This window comes from Pseudomonas sp. FEMGT703P, from assembly GCF_002786345.1.
Lineage (GTDB): Bacteria > Pseudomonadota > Gammaproteobacteria > Pseudomonadales > Pseudomonadaceae > Aquipseudomonas > Aquipseudomonas peli.
Genome location: NZ_PGCM01000005.1, coordinates 175117 through 189916 on the forward strand (window position 1 = coordinate 175117; position 14800 = coordinate 189916).

General features: G+C 61.2%; 14 protein-coding genes. 10 read left to right on the top strand and 4 right to left on the bottom strand.

The genetic code is table 11. The features are described 5' to 3' along the window. Nucleotides 1-24: 24 nt before the first annotated feature. Both CUR33_RS04660 and CUR33_RS04665 read right to left on the bottom strand, forming a co-directional pair. Nucleotides 25-840, bottom strand: a complete 816-nt coding sequence (locus tag CUR33_RS04660; protein WP_289238844.1) for a rhodanese-like domain-containing protein — start codon at nt 838-840, stop codon at nt 25-27. Nucleotides 841-884: 44 nt separating this feature from the next. Beyond that, the gene (locus tag CUR33_RS04665) at nt 885-2399 is read right to left on the bottom strand and encodes an HDOD domain-containing protein (protein ID WP_167143013.1); all 1515 of its coding nucleotides are present in this window, start codon (nt 2397-2399) and stop codon (nt 885-887) included. A 119-nt stretch (nt 2400-2518) separates the two neighbouring features. Here CUR33_RS04665 and motA point away from each other — a divergent pair, with 119 nt between their 5' ends. Together motA and motB are read left to right on the top strand one after the other, a co-directional pair. Then, complete coding sequence (gene motA / locus CUR33_RS04670; RefSeq protein WP_167143010.1) at nt 2519-3370, top strand: flagellar motor stator protein MotA; 852 nt, start codon at nt 2519-2521, stop codon at nt 3368-3370. A gap of 8 nt (nt 3371-3378) precedes the next feature. Beyond that, on the top strand, nt 3379-4401 hold the full coding sequence (gene motB / locus CUR33_RS04675) for a flagellar motor protein MotB (protein ID WP_289238845.1): 1023 nt from the start codon (nt 3379-3381) through the stop codon (nt 4399-4401). A 48-nt stretch (nt 4402-4449) separates the two neighbouring features. Here the strand turns inward: motB and rsgA are convergent, their stop codons facing one another. Then, nucleotides 4450-5481, bottom strand: coding sequence for a small ribosomal subunit biogenesis GTPase RsgA (gene rsgA / locus CUR33_RS04680; protein ID WP_170049449.1), 1032 nt, complete (start codon nt 5479-5481; stop codon nt 4450-4452). Between the two features lie 119 nt (nt 5482-5600). On the opposite strand from rsgA, the gene CUR33_RS04685 reads away from it, so the two are divergent. After that, nucleotides 5601-6380, top strand: coding sequence for a class I SAM-dependent methyltransferase (locus CUR33_RS04685; RefSeq protein ID WP_167143002.1), 780 nt, complete (start codon nt 5601-5603; stop codon nt 6378-6380). A 75-nt stretch (nt 6381-6455) separates the two neighbouring features. Continuing rightward, entirely contained in the window at nt 6456-6998 is a 543-nt protein-coding gene (gene orn / locus CUR33_RS04690) for an oligoribonuclease (protein ID WP_090249695.1), read from the top strand. Nucleotides 6999-7043: 45 nt separating this feature from the next. On the opposite strand, the gene queG is transcribed toward orn, so the two are convergent. Next, nucleotides 7044-8105 (bottom strand): tRNA epoxyqueuosine(34) reductase QueG, encoded by a 1062-nt coding sequence (gene queG / locus CUR33_RS04695; protein WP_090249692.1) that lies wholly within the window; start codon nt 8103-8105, stop codon nt 7044-7046. A gap of 60 nt (nt 8106-8165) precedes the next feature. Here queG and CUR33_RS04700 point away from each other — a divergent pair, with 60 nt between their 5' ends. The 6 genes from CUR33_RS04700 (at nt 8166) to hfq (ending at nt 14800) form a co-directional block, all read left to right on the top strand. Next, the gene (locus CUR33_RS04700) at nt 8166-9665 is read left to right on the top strand and encodes an NAD(P)H-hydrate dehydratase (RefSeq protein WP_289238846.1); all 1500 of its coding nucleotides are present in this window, start codon (nt 8166-8168) and stop codon (nt 9663-9665) included. Further along, the gene (gene tsaE / locus CUR33_RS04705; protein WP_289238847.1) at nt 9653-10120 is read left to right on the top strand and encodes a tRNA (adenosine(37)-N6)-threonylcarbamoyltransferase complex ATPase subunit type 1 TsaE; all 468 of its coding nucleotides are present in this window, start codon (nt 9653-9655) and stop codon (nt 10118-10120) included. The genes CUR33_RS04700 and tsaE overlap by 13 nt, the downstream gene beginning before the upstream one ends. A gap of 7 nt (nt 10121-10127) precedes the next feature. Further along, nucleotides 10128-11558 (top strand): N-acetylmuramoyl-L-alanine amidase, encoded by a 1431-nt coding sequence (locus CUR33_RS04710; RefSeq protein WP_374725303.1) that lies wholly within the window; start codon nt 10128-10130, stop codon nt 11556-11558. Next, a complete protein-coding gene (mutL, locus tag CUR33_RS04715; RefSeq protein WP_289238848.1) occupies nt 11555-13432 on the top strand; it encodes a DNA mismatch repair endonuclease MutL in 1878 nt (625 codons plus the stop codon). The genes CUR33_RS04710 and mutL overlap by 4 nt, the downstream gene beginning before the upstream one ends. A 28-nt stretch (nt 13433-13460) precedes the next feature. After that, nucleotides 13461-14438 carry a tRNA (adenosine(37)-N6)-dimethylallyltransferase MiaA gene (miaA, locus tag CUR33_RS04720; protein WP_289238849.1) on the top strand — a complete coding sequence of 326 codons (978 nt, stop codon included), beginning with the start codon at nt 13461-13463 and terminating at the stop codon, nt 14436-14438. A gap of 101 nt (nt 14439-14539) precedes the next feature. Then, nucleotides 14540-14800 carry an RNA chaperone Hfq gene (hfq, locus tag CUR33_RS04725; RefSeq protein ID WP_090249679.1) on the top strand — a complete coding sequence of 87 codons (261 nt, stop codon included), beginning with the start codon at nt 14540-14542 and terminating at the stop codon, nt 14798-14800.

The following is a 14800-nucleotide window of genomic DNA, read 5'->3' on the forward strand; positions in this document are numbered from 1 at the left end:
AAGTGGCTGGCGGTCGGCAGGTGTTCAGCGCTCGACCGGCGTGTCCGGATGATTGCCCCACTCGCCCCATGAGCCTGCGTAGGCTTTGACTCGCGGGTAGCCAAGGAGCTTGGCAACCAGGTAGGTGAAGCCTGAGCGGTGGTGAGTCTGGCAGTGGGTGATGATTTCTTTATCGGCCGTGATACCGAGGCTGCTGAGTTGCGCTTGGATATCCAAGCGGACGCGCAATGCACGGGCAGGGTCCATGCCGGCGGTCCATTCAAAGTTGATCGCGCCAGGAATATGCCCAGCTTTTTGGGCCAGGGCTTTCTCGCCACGGTATTCGGCTGGTGTGCGGGCATCCCAGATCGCCAGATCGGCAGCGCCAAGGCGACTTAGCAGGTATTCGCGCGTGGCGGTTGGTGCGCTGTCCAGTTGCAGCGCAACGGGCTGTGTGTGAGTCGCGGGGACTGCTGTGCTGAGTTCGCGCTCTTCTGCCAACCAAGCATGCAGGCCGCCGTTCAGGTAGTGGTAACGCGTGTGACCAATTACATCCAGCAGCCAGATAAAGCGTCCGGCCCAGCCGCCGCCTTCATCGTCGTACACCACATAAACCGCGTTGGGGTTATGCCCTAGCTCGCCGAACAGTTGCTCAAGTTGCGCCTGCTCTGGCAGCAAGCCTGGCGCCGGCGGTTGACCCAATTGGGTGCGCTTGGGGTCGACAAAATATGCGCCCGGAATGTGGCCAGCGGCATAGCGCGTGCTGCTGGTCAGGTCAACCAGGATCAGCTCGGGTGCATCCAGGCGGCTGGCCAGGTGCGCAGGTTCGATCAGCAGGGGCAGCTCAGCGAAGGCGGTCATGCCAGGCCTCTTTTGACAGGAAAGGACGGATTGTAGCGGAAAGCCTAGCGCCCGCGGTTGGCAAAGCTGGTCAGGGCTCGCTCAATGCATTGCACGGTTTTGCCGAAGCCCTGCATGCCGGCATCGCTCAGCGCCCGGCCGCCCTGGTCGGCGAAGATCAGCATGACCACGCGGTTGTTGCTGGCAATCGAGCGAATCAGCAAGTGCTCGCTGGGGAACAGGCTTTTCAGCGAGCCAGGCAGCATGGCGGAAAACTGCGCGATGTTGGCTGGGCTCAGTTTTAGCTGCGCGGGAGCGCTGAGCAGGCGGCGCAGCACCTGGCTTTGCTGCGGATCCAGACTGAGGCTGGCGGCGGCTTTATCCAGGCCGCTCTGCTGCTGGGCCATCAGGCGTGTGTGATTGCGGTCGGCCAGTAAAATCAGTACACGCTGCATGCCGCAGGCCTGGATAGCCTGATTGGCGCAGGCGGTGAGCTGCAGCACATTGCTGAATGCGCTGGGTTGGGCGAGCAGTTGCGCACATTGCTGACGCCATTCACTGATAACTGCGGGCTTGGGTTGCTCGACTATGGCTTGCAGGTGCCGCGCCTGCCAGGGCCAGAGCAGCGCTTCTGCGGGGTGCCAGAGGTCGGTGCTGGCCATCTGTCGGGCGCTGCTAACAGCATTCTGGTGTAGCAGCTGTTGCACGTTATCGAGCGGCAGTTGCAGGAATAAACCGGTCAGACGCTGCCAGCGCAGGCTGTGTGGGCTATTCCACGCGTAGTGCGCGGAAAGCGCCAGGCCGTTGGCCAACAGAATGCTGTTGGCTGGCTGCGTCAGCCAGCGGCGCAGGTTGCTGTCTGCGTCGAGGATTTGCTGCTGGTGCAGTGGGTGTTCGTTGTCGCGGGCAATGTGCAGCGCTTTGACCAGCAGGCGTCGGTCGCTGACCAGTAGTCGATAGCCCTGGATGACCCATTCTGGCAAATGCCACTGCTCACTCAGCGCCAAGCACAATTTAAGTAACGGTACGCCCAGCAGCTCTTGTTCAACCTTGCTTGCGGCTTCGCCCTTGACCAAAACGCGCTGCTCCCACACCTCGAACAGTTCAGCGTGCGCTGCAAGCAACGTCCATATTGGCGCCAGAAACAGCAGGCTGCCCCAGTGTATCTCCTGCCACAGCCTTGCCAGGCGGCCTGCAAATAGACCATTTGCCTGGTGACTGGCGTGTTGGCTGATTAGCAGGATTTGCCGTAGCGCTTTCGGCAGTTCCTGCTCGGGCATGGCCGGGAGGGCGTTGAGCAGTTGTTCGGTGCGCTTGATGCCGAGGCGGCTGATGGCGGCCTCCAGGCTTTCGGTTTGCTCACTGAGGCCGCTGCTCTTGCGGTTGGCTTCGCGCAACACGCTGAGCGCCAGCGCGGGGCAGCTTTGCATCAAGTCAGCCAGCTCGCGCATGGAGCGATTGCTGTCTGCCAAGGCGCGGCGCAGCTTCTGCTGGCTATCACTGGACGCAGGCAATAGCTGGCTGTCTAGCTGCTTGAGCCAGTCTGTCAGGGTGCGCGGATAAGAGGCGGGCTTTGGCATGCGGGTTGAGACAAGCTGGCTTTTGACCTTAACTGGCTATAGTCTCGCGCAAAACTTCCGATAAATAGAAGGGTTGTTTTGCAAAGCCCCTTTCTACCCTCTCTGGCAAGTCTCTTTCTATGGCAAAAATCATCGGTATCATTGTTGTATTCGCCAGCGTGTTGGGCGGATTTATTTTCTCGGGCGGTACGTTTATGTCGTTGGTCCATCCCTTTGAGGTGATGATCATCGGTGGTGCTGCGTTAGGGGCTTTCCTGCAAGCCAACCCCGGCAGCGCCTTTATGCATGTGTTCAAGAAGTCGCTGAGCATGTTCAGCTCGCGCTTTACTCATGCGTATTACCTTGATGTGCTAAAGCTGCTGTACGAGATTCTCAACAAGAGCCGCCGCGAAGGCATGATGGCTATTGAGGCCGATGTTGAAGACCCTGCCGCCAGCCCGATTTTCAGTAAGTACCCCGGCATCCTTAAGGATCAGCAGATGACCTCGTTCATCTGTGATTACCTGCGCATCATGTCATCCGGCAACATGGCGCCGCATGAGCTGGAAGGCTTGTTCGATATGGAAATTTCCAGCCTCAAGGAAGAAATCGAGCACCCTGCGCATGCCGTAGCCAAGGTGGCCGACGGTATGCCAGCCATGGGTATCGTGGCGGCGGTACTGGGTATCGTGATCACCATGTCGATTCTCGCCGAAGCGGATAACGCGGAGATCGGGCAGAAGGTGGGCACCGCGCTGGTCGGTACCTTCCTTGGGATTCTGGCCTCCTACGGCTTTTTCGGGCCCCTGTCGGCAGCGTTGGAGCACGATGCCAAGGAAGAGCTGAACGTCTATGAAGCGATCAAGGCCGGTTTGGTGGCTTCGGCCTCCGGTATGCCGCCGTCGCTGGCTGTGGAGTTCTCCCGCAAGGTGCTGTTCCCAGCGCACCGTCCAAGCTTTAGCGAGCTTGAACAGGCCATGCGTGGGGGCTGAGTCATAGCATGGAAAACAATCAGCCCATTATCGTCAAACGGGTAAAGAAGGTTGCCGGTGGTCATCACGGAGGCGCCTGGAAAATTGCCTTTGCCGACTTTGCCACGGCAATGATGGCGTTCTTTCTGGTGATGTGGCTGATGACCGTGGCGACGCCTGAGCAGAAGAAGTTGATTTCCGGCTACTTTCAGGACCCGGTAGGCTTCTCGGAAAGCGCCAGCCCGTATGTGATTGACCTGGGCGGCACGCCAACGCCGGCGCCTGATCGCACCCTCAACCCTGAACCCCAGGAAGAGCAAAGCCCTGCTGAGGATGCCCAGGCCGATGTGGACAAGTTGCAGGCCGAATCAGTCGCCGAAGAAGTCGAGCGCGAGCGACTGGAGTTGTTGCTGCAGGAGCTGCAGAACAAGGTTGAAGAAAACCCTCAGCTGCAGAACTTCAAGGACCAGATCCTCTTCGAAATCACCCAGGACGGTCTGCGCATCCAGATCATGGATGCCGAAAATCGGCCGATGTTTGCCTCCGGTAGCGCACGCTTACAGCCGTATTTTGAAGACATTTTGTTGGCCATGACCGACACCATCGCCGCAGTACCGAACAAGATCAGTGTCAGTGGTCACACCGATGCGGCGCCCTTCGTCGGGCGCGGTGGTTATGGAAACTGGGAGCTGTCTTCAGACCGAGCCAATGCGGCGCGGCGTGTGCTGATTGCGGGTGGCTATGACGACGAACAGGTCGCGCGCGTGGTGGGCTATGCGTCCTCGGCGTTGTTTGATCGCGAGAATCCGCTCAATCCGGTCAACCGGCGTATCGATATTGTTGTACTGACCAAGAAGGCGCAGCGCGCCATCGAAGGTGAGCAAAGCGATGCCACGGCAGATGAAGCGCCTGCAGTGCCTGGCGCTGCCCTGACAGCACCGGCTACGGCTGCACCTGCCGCACCTGGTGATCCATTGCCGGATGGGCAATTGCGTGAGCGTTTGAATATCTTCGAAGAAGGCGTGCTGCAGTTCGATCAGCCCGCTGAGTGAGTATGCCCTGCTGACACAAGGCCGCGCATTGTCGCGGCCTTGTGCATCTTAGTACTCGGCTTCTGGCAGGCTGGCCAGGATATGCCGGTAGCTGGCCATGCGCTGCGGGTGCAGGCGGCCATCTTCCAGGGCTTTGAGCAGAGCGCAGCCCGGTTCGCGATCGTGCTTGCAGTCGCGGAAGCGGCATTGGCCGATCAGGTCGTGAAACTCGATAAAACCGGCTTCGACGTCATCACGACTCACGTGCACAAGGCCGAATTCGCGAATCCCGGGGGAGTCGATCAGTTCGCCGCCGCCGGGGAAGTGGAACAACCGCGCGGTGGTGGTGGTGTGGGTGCCTTTGCCGGTCAGTTCGGAGAGCGGCCCAACGCGGGTATCGACTTCCGGCAGCAAGCTGTTGACCAGCGATGATTTACCGACGCCGGACTGGCCGACGAAGACGCTCACGTGGCCATCAAGTTGCTGTTGCAGCTGTTGCATGCCGTCGCCGCCGTGGGCCGATACTTCCAGCAGCGGATAACCGAGTTCGCGATACACGCCGAGCATGCGGTTGAGGGCCACGGCATTCTGCTCATCCAGCAGGTCGGTCTTGTTCAGCAACAGCAGTGGGCGGATGCCTGCGTGCTCGGCGGCCACTAGGTAGCGATCGATCAGGTTGGCGTGGGGCTCGGGCAGTGGGGCGAAGACGATCACGATCAGGTCGACGTTGGCGGCCACCGGCTTGAGCTGGCCACGGGTGTCCGGGCGGCAGAGTTCGGTGCTGCGCGGCAGTTGCGCAACGATCACGCCAATACCCTGGTTGCCGGCGCGCCACACCACCTGGTCACCGGTGACCATGGTCGGCAGGTTGGCGCGCAGGTGGCAGCGGAATACCTGGCCAGCCAATTCGCCATCCAGCGCTTCCACTTCGACCTGTACGCCGAAGTGCGCGATGACCAGGCCGGTCTGTTCCGGGCCGAGGTCGCCGCCTTCAAGAATCTGTACCGCCTGCGACTCGCGCTTGGCGGCGCGGGCGGCACGCTCGCCCTGAATTTTTTCGATACGCCAGTTTTGCCGGCGGTTGAGTTGGCGTTTGGCCATGGGTCTTCCGAGAGTTGAATTGCGCAATAAACGGTCGCGAGTCTAGCACGGGCTGCCTATTGAGCTGCTGGCGCAGCTAAACTGCGGCGCATCATCGGTCGGGCGGTTGAGGAGTCTGCATGTTGCGCGTTGTTCGCCACTATCCGGCGTTGCTGGCGTTGTCTGCTCAGCTGGGGGCAACCCTGCTGGTCGGTTTGGCGCTGTACCTGATCGCTCAGCTGTCACCCTGGCGTCCAACCTTAATGGCGGCCGGCCTGCTGCAAGGGCTGCTGGCTGCCACGCTGGCACGTTATCTGGGGTTGTCGCGCTGGTGGTGCGGCTTGAACCTGCTGTTCGTTCCTGCGCTGTTGCTGGCCAGTGGTGCGCCGCTGCCATCCTGGGTATTTCTCGGCGGTTTTGTCCTGCTGTTGTTGCTCAACTGGAATAGCTTTGGCGAGCGGGTGCCCTTGTACCTGACCGCTGCCGGTGCGCGTCAGCACTTGTGCGCAGTGCTTGACCAGCAGCCTGCGCAGTTTCGTTTTATTGATCTGGGCTGTGGTCCTGCCGGTGCGCTGCTGAGCTTGGCCCGCCATTATCCGCAGGCGCAGTTTGTTGGTGTTGAGACCGCGCCGTTGTCCTTCGCCATCGCCTGGTTGCGTGCCGTGCCTCAGCGCAATTGCCAGATTCGCTACGAAAACCTCTGGTGCACCGACTTGGCTGCTTTTGATGTGGTGTATTGCTTCCTCTCACCTGCGCCGATGCCCGAGCTGTGGGCCAAGGCCTGCGAGCAGATGCCGGCCGGCAGCCTGTTGATCAGCAACACTTTCGAGGTGCCGGGGCAGCCGGCGGATCAGCAGATCGAACTGCACGACTGGCGCAAGTCGCGGCTACTGGTGTGGCGCATGCGCGGCGCGGCTTGAGCGCAATGCTGTCAGCCGAGCGCAGTGGTTTTCCGGCGACCTGTTAAACTGTCGGCCTTAGTTGAGGAGCCGCGCATGCAGAACGCCAATAACCTGATCTGGATCGACCTAGAAATGACCGGTCTGGAGCCTGAAACAGACGTCATCATCGAGATGGCCACCATCGTTACCGACAGCGATTTGAACATCCTCGCCGAAGGCCCGGTGATTGCCGTGCACCAGAGTGATGAGCTGCTTGCCGGCATGGATGAGTGGAACACCCGTACTCACGGGCAGAGCGGCCTGACCCAGCGCGTGCGCGAAAGCACCATTGGTCCTGCCGAAGCGGAAGCCATGACCATCGCCTTCCTTGAGCAGTGGGTGCCGAAGGGCAAGTCGCCGATCTGTGGCAACAGCATTGGCCAGGACCGGCGCTTCCTCTACAAATACATGCAGAACCTGGAAGCCTACTTTCACTACCGCTATCTGGATGTGTCTACCCTGAAAATCCTTGCTGGCCTGTGGGCGCCGCAGGTCAAGGAATCGTTCCAGAAGCAGGGCACGCACCAGGCTCTCGACGATATTCGCGAGTCCATCGCCGAGTTGAAGCACTACCGTCAACACTTTCTTAAAGTGTGATGCACGAAAAAGCCCGCTACTGCGGGCTTTTTTCTGCGTGCTCGGTTACAGGCCGTGGCGGGCTAGCGCCCATTCGACGTGCTCGCGCACTAATTCTGATGGATGCTCGCGGCGCGCTTTGAGTGCTTCTAGCACTGGGATGCTGGAGGGCGCGTTGCCCAGGCCGACGGCCAGGTTGCGTAGCCAGCGCTCGTAGCCTGCGCGGCGCAGCGGCGAGCCCTCGGTGCGGTTAAGAAATTCTTCTTCGCTCCAACAGAACAGCTCGGCCAGCTCGGCATTGTCCAGGCTATGGCGCGGTTGGAAGTCTCCCTGTTCGGTGGGTTTGGCAAAGCGGTTCCATGGGCAGACCATTTGGCAGTCGTCGCAACCAAACACCCGGTTGCCGATGGGCGCGCGCAGCTCTTCAGGGATTGAGCCCTTGAGTTCGATGGTCAGGTAGGAAATACAGCGCCGCGCATCCAGCACATAGGGGCCAACAAAGGCGGCGGTGGGGCAGATATCCATGCAGGCCGTGCAACGCCCGCAATGCTCGCTGGCGTGGGGCGGGTCGACCGGCAGCGGCAGGTCGACAAACAGTTCGCCGAGAAAGAAGTAGCTACCGGCCTTGCGGTTGAGTACCAGGGTATTCTTGCCGATCCAGCCAAGCCCGGCCTGTTCGGCGATGGCCTTCTCCAGCACTGGCGCGCTGTCGACAAAGGCGCGGTAGCCGAACGGCCCGATCTGCTGCTGAATGCGTTCGGCCAGCTGCTGCAAGCGCTTACGGATCAGCTTGTGGTAATCGCGGCCCAGGGCGTAGCGCGATACATAGGCTTTTTCCGGCTCACCGAGGCGCTGGGCCATTTGCGTGTCGCCGGGCAGGTAGTCCATGCGCAGCGATACCACGCGCAGGGTGCCAGGCACCAGTTCATCCGGATGGGAACGTTTGCTGCCGTGGGCGGCCATATAGTCCATCTCGCCCTGGTAACCCGCATCCAGCCAGCGCTGCAAGTGCGCCTCGTGTTCGCCCAGCTGCACATCGGCAATCCCGACCTGTTGAAAGCCCAGCTCGCGGCCCCAGTCTTTGATCGACTGGGCAAGGGCGATAAGGTCAAGGGTGTCAGTGTTCATATGAGGGCGGGTAACCGGGGCGCAGGTGGGTATAATTCTGCCAGACATCGGAGCCGACGCATGCTGCATTCGCCTGACAATCTTCCTCTGCCGCTGTACAGCGCCGTCCAAGTGCGTGAGCTGGATGCGCGATTGATCGCTGCCGGCACGCCGGGTTTTGAGCTAATGAGTCGCGCCGCACATGCCATCTGGCGTGCCCTGCGTAGGCGTTGGCCGGATGCGGGCGTGCTGACGGTGCTGGCCGGGCGCGGTAATAACGCCGGTGACGGCTATCTGGTGGCGGCTTTGGCGTTGCGTGCGGGCTGGCGGGTGCAGGTGCTGGTGGTCGGCGAGGCGGCGCAGCTGCAGGGCGATGCCGCGTTGGCCCGTGACCATGCGCTGGCTGCTGGTGTGGCGGTGCAGCCCTGTAGCGAGTGCATCGAGCTGCAGGGCGTGGTGCTCGATGCGCTGCTTGGCACGGGCTTGCAGGGCGCCGTGCGTGAACCGTATGCCCAGGCCATTCGCCTGTTGAATGTCAGCGGTCTGCCGGTGCTGGCTGTGGATATTCCGTCCGGGCTCTGCGCCGATACCGGCCAAGTGTTGGGCGTTGCCGTGCGTGCAGAACTGACGGTCACCCTGATCGGCCTAAAGCTGGGCCTGTTTACCGGGCAGTCTGCAGATTACCTAGGCGAGTTGCAGTTTGCTGATCTGCAGTCCGATGCTGCCTTGGTCGCCGCTCAGGCCTTTGCCGCGCAGCGCCTTACGCCAGCCAGCTTGCCGCAGTTGCCGGTTCGCTCGCGCAGCGTGCACAAGGGCCAGTTAGGCCATGTGTTAGTCGTGGGTGGGGATCGTGGCTTTGCCGGCGCCGGCCTGCTGGCGGCGCAAAGCGCACTGCGCGCGGGTGCCGGGCTGGTGAGTTTGGCGACCCGTGGTGAGCATTTGCCTGCAGCGCAGGCGCGTTTACCCGAGGTAATGGCCGCTGGCGTGGCCTCGGCCAATCAGTTGCTGGCGCTGGGCGCGAATGCAAGCGTCTGGGTGGTCGGACCGGGGCTGGGTCAGGATGCATGGGGACGCAGCCTGCTGTCGGCGGCTTCCGTCAGCCGCGCTGCGCAGGTGTGGGATGCTGATGCGCTGAACCTGTTGGCGCGCGCGCAGGTCCAGTTACCAGCAGGTGCCGTGTTGACGCCACACCCCGGCGAGGCAGCGCGCTTGCTGGGTATCAGCACGCCCGAGGTGCAGGCCGATCGTCCGGCCGCCGCACGAGCCCTGGCGCGGCGCTATCAAACGGTATGTGTGCTGAAAGGCGCAGGCAGCCTGATTGCTGCGCCGGATGGTAGTTTGTGGTTGTGTGATCGTGGCCATCCCGTCATGGCCGGCGCTGGCTTGGGCGATGTGTTGGCCGGTTTGATCGGTGCGCTGCTAGCCCAGGGTCTGCCTGCGCTGGAAGCGGCCCAGCTGGCGGTCTATCTGCATGCCTGCGCGGGTGAGCAGTTGGCGCTGCAGGGCCGTGGTCTGGCGGCCAGTGATTTATGTGCGGTTATTCGTCAATTGTTGCAGGAGCAGTCTGCGTGTCTGAATTAGAACTGTTTGCCGCCGATGAGGACGCGATGCTGGCGCTGGGCGCGCGCATCGCCGAGGCGAGCGGCGGCGTTGGGGTGATCTACCTACATGGCGATCTCGGCGCCGGTAAAACTACCTTGTCGCGCGGCATCATTCGCGGCCTGGGGCATGTCGGGGCGGTGAAAAGCCCGACCTTTACCCTGGTCGAACCCTATGAGTTAGGTGCAGTACGGGCCTATCACTTCGACCTGTACCGCTTGGTTGATCCTGAGGAGCTGGAGTTTCTCGGCATTCGTGACTATTTCGAAGGTGATGCCCTGTGTCTGGTCGAGTGGCCGCAGCGCGGCGCAGGCGTTTTGCCAAAGGCGGACATGGACATTACCATTAGCCCGCACGGAGCCGGCCGGGCGCTGCATCTGCGGGCGGAAGGCGAGCGCGGCAACGCCTGGTGCGCCACTTTGGCCGTCGGGGCATGAATTTGATATGGGGTTGGCTATGCGCATAGGCGCGCGTTTCATCGCAATTGGAGTGGCATTGGTGGCGTTGGTCGCCGATGTAATGGCCGCTTCGGATGTGCGCAGTGTCCGCTTGTGGCGTGCGCCGGATAACACGCGCCTGGTGTTTGACCTGTCCGGTCCAGTGCAGCACAGCGTATTTCTGCTGTCCGCGCCCAATCGTATTGTCATTGATGTCAGTGGGGCCAAACTGGCTACCAGCTTCGATCAGCTGACCTTGAGTAATACCCCGATCACCGGCGTACGCTCGGCACAACGCACCCCGCAAGATCTGCGTGTGGTGATTGACCTTTCCGCAGCGGTCACGCCAAAGAGCTTTACCCTGGCCCCTAACCAGCAGTACGGGCATCGTCTGGTGGTTGATTTGTTCGATCAGGAGAGTGGCGCGGCACCGAGCTTGCCGAGCACGGCCGTGGCCACCGCACCGCAAGTTCCGGTCACGCCAACGCAAGCGCCGCCGAAACTGACGCCAGTGCCCAACGGCAAGCGCGATATTGTGATTGCCATCGACGCCGGCCATGGCGGTGAAGACCCGGGCGCCCTGTCGCCGGTTAAAGGCCAGTATGAAAAGCACGTGACCCTGGCGATTTCCAAGGAGCTGCAGCGGCAGATCAATGCCGAAAAAGGCTTCCGTGCCGAGTTAGTACGCACGGGCGACTACTTTATTCCATTGCGTAAACGCACTGAGATTGCCCGCAAGAAGGGCGCCGATCTGTTTGTTTCCATCCATGCTGATGCTGCACCGCGTGCCGCTGCATTCGGTGCGTCGGTGTATGCCCTGTCAGATCGCGGCGCCACCTCGGAGACTGCACGCTGGCTGGCCGATGCGGAAAACCAGTCGGACCTGATCGGCGGCGCCGGCAATGTCAGTCTGGACGACAAGGACAAGATGCTCGCCGGGGTGCTGCTCGACCTGTCGATGACGGCATCGTTGTCATCCAGCCTGAACGTCGGCAACAAGGTGCTGGGCAATATGGGCCGGGTGACGCCGCTGCATAAACGGCGGGTAGAACAGGCCGGCTTTATGGTGCTGAAATCGCCGGATATTCCGTCGATCCTGGTGGAAACCGGGTTTATCTCCAACCCCAATGAAGCCCGCAAACTGTCCAGCGCCAGCCATCAGCAAGCGCTGGCGCGCTCGATCGTCACAGGCGTGCGGCAGTTCTTCCATGAAAACCCGCCGCCTGGCACTCACGTGGCTTGGCTGCGTGACAACGGCAAGATTGCCCTCGGGCCGCGCGAACATGTGGTCAGCTCTGGCGAAAGCCTGGCGCTGATTGCACAGCGCTATCAAGTCAGCCTGGCTGTGCTGCGCAGTACCAACTCACTGAAAAACGATGTGATCAAGGTCGGACAGCGTTTGCAGATTCCCGCGACTGCTCTGGCTGTGCAGCCATGAGTGAAGCTGCGCGTATCCAGCTGCTCAGCCCGCGGCTGGCGAACCAGATTGCTGCCGGTGAGGTAGTTGAACGCCCGGCCTCGGTAATCAAGGAACTGTTGGAGAACAGCCTGGATTCCGGCGCCAAACGCATCGAGGTGGATGTTGAACAGGGTGGCGTGAAGTTGCTCAAGGTGCGTGATAACGGCAGTGGCATCTCCCCGGATGACCTGCCGCTCGCACTGGCCCGCCACGCCACCAGCAAGATCCGCGAGCTTGAAGACCTGGAGCAGGTCATGAGCCTGGGCTTCCGTGGTGAGGCGCTGGCGTCGATCAGCTCCGTCGCACGCCTGACCCTGACTTCGCGCACCGAAGGCGCCGAGCAGGCCTGGCAGGTGGAAACCGAAGGCCGTGATATGCAGCCGCGCGTGCAGCCCGCGGCGCATCCGGTCGGCACTTCGGTAGAAGTGCGCGACCTGTTCTTTAACACTCCGGCACGGCGCAAGTTTCTCAAGACCGAAAAAACCGAATTCGATCACCTGCAGGAAGTGATCAAGCGCCTGGCACTGGCGCGTTTTGACGTGGCCTTCCACCTGCGTCACAACGGCAAGACTGTGCTCGGTCTGCATGAGGCGCCGGATGAGCAGAGCCGCGCGCGGCGGGTAGCCTCGGTCTGTGGTCCTGCGTTTCTTGAGCAGGCACTGCCGATCGATATCGAACGCAACGGCCTGCACTTGTGGGGTTGGGTGGGCTTGCCGACCTTCTCCCGTAGCCAGGCGGATCTGCAGTACTTCTACGTAAATGGGCGCATGGTGCGCGACAAGCTGGTTGCCCACGCAGTGCGCCAGGCTTACCGCGACGTGCTCTTCAACGGTCGCCATCCTACATTTGTGCTGTTTCTGGAAATTGACCCGTCGGTGGTAGACGTCAACGTGCACCCGACCAAGCACGAAGTGCGCTTCCGTGATGGGCGTATGGTGCATGACTTCCTCTACGGCACGCTGCACCGAGCCCTGGGTGAGGTGCGTCCGGAGGATCAGCTCGCTGCTCCAGCAGCTGTGAGCGAGATGGTGCGCCCCACGGGGCAGGCAGCTGGCGAGTTTGGCCCGCAAGGTGAAATCGGCTTGGCCGCCAGTCTGCTGCAGCCTGCGCCCAGCACCTCAGTATGGCGCTCGCCGGGTGCCGGCTATCAAAGCGCCCGTCCGGAAGCAGCCTTGCCGGCCGCCGAAGCACAGGGCGCCTATCGCGAGTTTTTCTCGCCGATGACCACTGCGTCGGCTCCTGATGGCTTACCGGATGCGCAAGGTGATATTCCACCCTTGGGCTATGCGATCGCCCAGCTTAAGGGCATCTATATTCTTGCCGAGAACGTTCGGGGCCTGGTTGTGGTGGACATGCACGCAGCCCATGAGCGCATCACCTACGAGCGCTTAAAAGTTGCCATGGCCAGCGAAGGCCTGCGTGGTCAGCCGCTGCTGGTGCCGGAGTCGATTGCCGTAAGCCAGCGTGAAGCCGACTGCGCCGAAGAGCATGCCGAATGGTTTCAGCGCTTGGGGTTTGAGCTGCAGCGTTTGGGCCCGGAAACCCTGGCTATCCGACAGATTCCCGCATTGCTCAAGCAGGCCGAGGCCACTCGTCTGGTGCAGGATGTGCTGGGTGATCTGCTCGAATACGGCACCACCGACCGCATTCAGGCACACCTCAATGAGCTGCTCGGCACCATGGCTTGCCACGGCGCCGTGCGCGCCAACCGGCGCCTGACCTTGCCGGAAATGAATGCCTTGTTGCGCGATATGGAACACACCGAGCGCAGCGGCCAGTGTAACCATGGGCGTCCGACCTGGACGCAGATGGGCATGGATGACCTCGACAAGCTGTTTCTGCGCGGCCGTTAAGCACCGCGCCATTTAGAGAATTTTGAGCATGTCCGAGCGCCTGCCTCCGGCGATTTTCCTCATGGGGCCAACTGCGGCCGGCAAGACCGATCTAGCCATCGAACTGGCGCGTGTTCTGCCGTGCGAGCTGATCAGCGTCGATTCTGCGCTGATCTACCGTGATATGGATATCGGCACCGCCAAGCCGGATAAGGCCACGCTGGCTGAGTTTCCTCACCGCTTAATCGATATTCGTGACCCGGCCGAGAGCTATTCGGCAGCCGAGTTCCGTGCCGATGCCCTTTCGGCCATGGCTGAAATCACCGCGCGCGGACGTATTCCGCTGCTGGTGGGCGGCACTATGCTGTATTTCAAGGCGTTGCTTGAAGGCCTGGCCGAGATGCCCAGCGCAGATGCGGCGTTGCGCGCCGAGATGGAGGCGCGCGCCCAGGCCGAAGGTTGGGAGATGCTTCACGCTGAGCTGCGTGCGGTCGACCCCGAGTCCGCCGCGCGTATCCACCCCAACGACCCGCAGCGCTTGATTCGGGCCTTGGAGGTCTATCACGTGAGTGGGCAGAGCATGACAGTCCATCGTCAGCGCCAGGCTGCAGAAAATACTGCGGGTGGCGCATCGGCGGCGCGCCAATTCCCCTATACTGTGGCGCAATTGGCCATTGCCCCGGCGCAACGACAGCTGTTGCACGAGCGAATAGCCCTGCGATTTCGCCTGATGTTGGAACAGGGGCTGGTGGCCGAGGTCGAACGCTTGCGTCAGCGAAGTGACTTGCACGTTGGGCTGCCGTCTATACGAGCGGTGGGTTATCGCCAGGTCTGGGATCATCTGGACGGCAAGTTAGATGCTGTACAAATGCAGGAGCGGGGCATAATCGCCACGCGCCAGTTGGCCAAGCGACAGTTCACCTGGTTACGCGGTTGGCCGCAGGACGTGCACTGGCTCGATAGTGCCGACTGTGACAATCTGCCGCGTGCCTTGAAATACCTGGCTGCGGTCTCCATATTGACCTGAGACCTTGCCGTTGGCCGTCTATCCTTGGGGGTATGGCGGCTTTAAGCCGTTAGTTGGTTTACTAAAATTATTGAAAAATTATCCTTAAAGGAGTGCGGCACATGTCAAAAGGGCATTCGCTACAAGACCCTTACCTGAATACCTTGCGTAAGGAACGCGTCCCGGTTTCTATTTATTTGGTTAACGGCATCAAGCTGCAGGGCCAGATTGAATCTTTCGACCAGTTCGTGATTTTGCTGAAAAACACTGTCAGCCAGATGGTCTATAAACACGCCATTTCCACTGTAGTGCCAAGCCGTCCGGTGCGTCTGCCGAGCGCCAGCGAAACTGAGCAAGCTGAAGCTGAGCCTGGTAACGCCTGA

Coding starts and splice junctions, on each gene's coding strand:
- CUR33_RS04660 (WP_289238844.1), bottom strand. CDS start 840: ATGACCGCCTTCGCTGAGCTGCCCCTGCTGATCGAACCTGCGCACCTG.
- CUR33_RS04665 (WP_167143013.1), bottom strand. CDS start 2,399: ATGCCAAAGCCCGCCTCTTATCCGCGCACCCTGACAGACTGGCTCAAG.
- motA (WP_167143010.1), top strand. CDS start 2,519: ATGGCAAAAATCATCGGTATCATTGTTGTATTCGCCAGCGTGTTGGGC.
- motB (WP_289238845.1), top strand. CDS start 3,379: ATGGAAAACAATCAGCCCATTATCGTCAAACGGGTAAAGAAGGTTGCC.
- rsgA (WP_170049449.1), bottom strand. CDS start 5,481: ATGGCCAAACGCCAACTCAACCGCCGGCAAAACTGGCGTATCGAAAAA.
- CUR33_RS04685 (WP_167143002.1), top strand. CDS start 5,601: ATGTTGCGCGTTGTTCGCCACTATCCGGCGTTGCTGGCGTTGTCTGCT.
- orn (WP_090249695.1), top strand. CDS start 6,456: ATGCAGAACGCCAATAACCTGATCTGGATCGACCTAGAAATGACCGGT.
- queG (WP_090249692.1), bottom strand. CDS start 8,105: ATGAACACTGACACCCTTGACCTTATCGCCCTTGCCCAGTCGATCAAA.
- CUR33_RS04700 (WP_289238846.1), top strand. CDS start 8,166: ATGCTGCATTCGCCTGACAATCTTCCTCTGCCGCTGTACAGCGCCGTC.
- CUR33_RS04710 (WP_374725303.1), top strand. CDS start 10,128: ATGGGGTTGGCTATGCGCATAGGCGCGCGTTTCATCGCAATTGGAGTG.
- mutL (WP_289238848.1), top strand. CDS start 11,555: ATGAGTGAAGCTGCGCGTATCCAGCTGCTCAGCCCGCGGCTGGCGAAC.
- miaA (WP_289238849.1), top strand. CDS start 13,461: ATGTCCGAGCGCCTGCCTCCGGCGATTTTCCTCATGGGGCCAACTGCG.
- hfq (WP_090249679.1), top strand. CDS start 14,540: ATGTCAAAAGGGCATTCGCTACAAGACCCTTACCTGAATACCTTGCGT.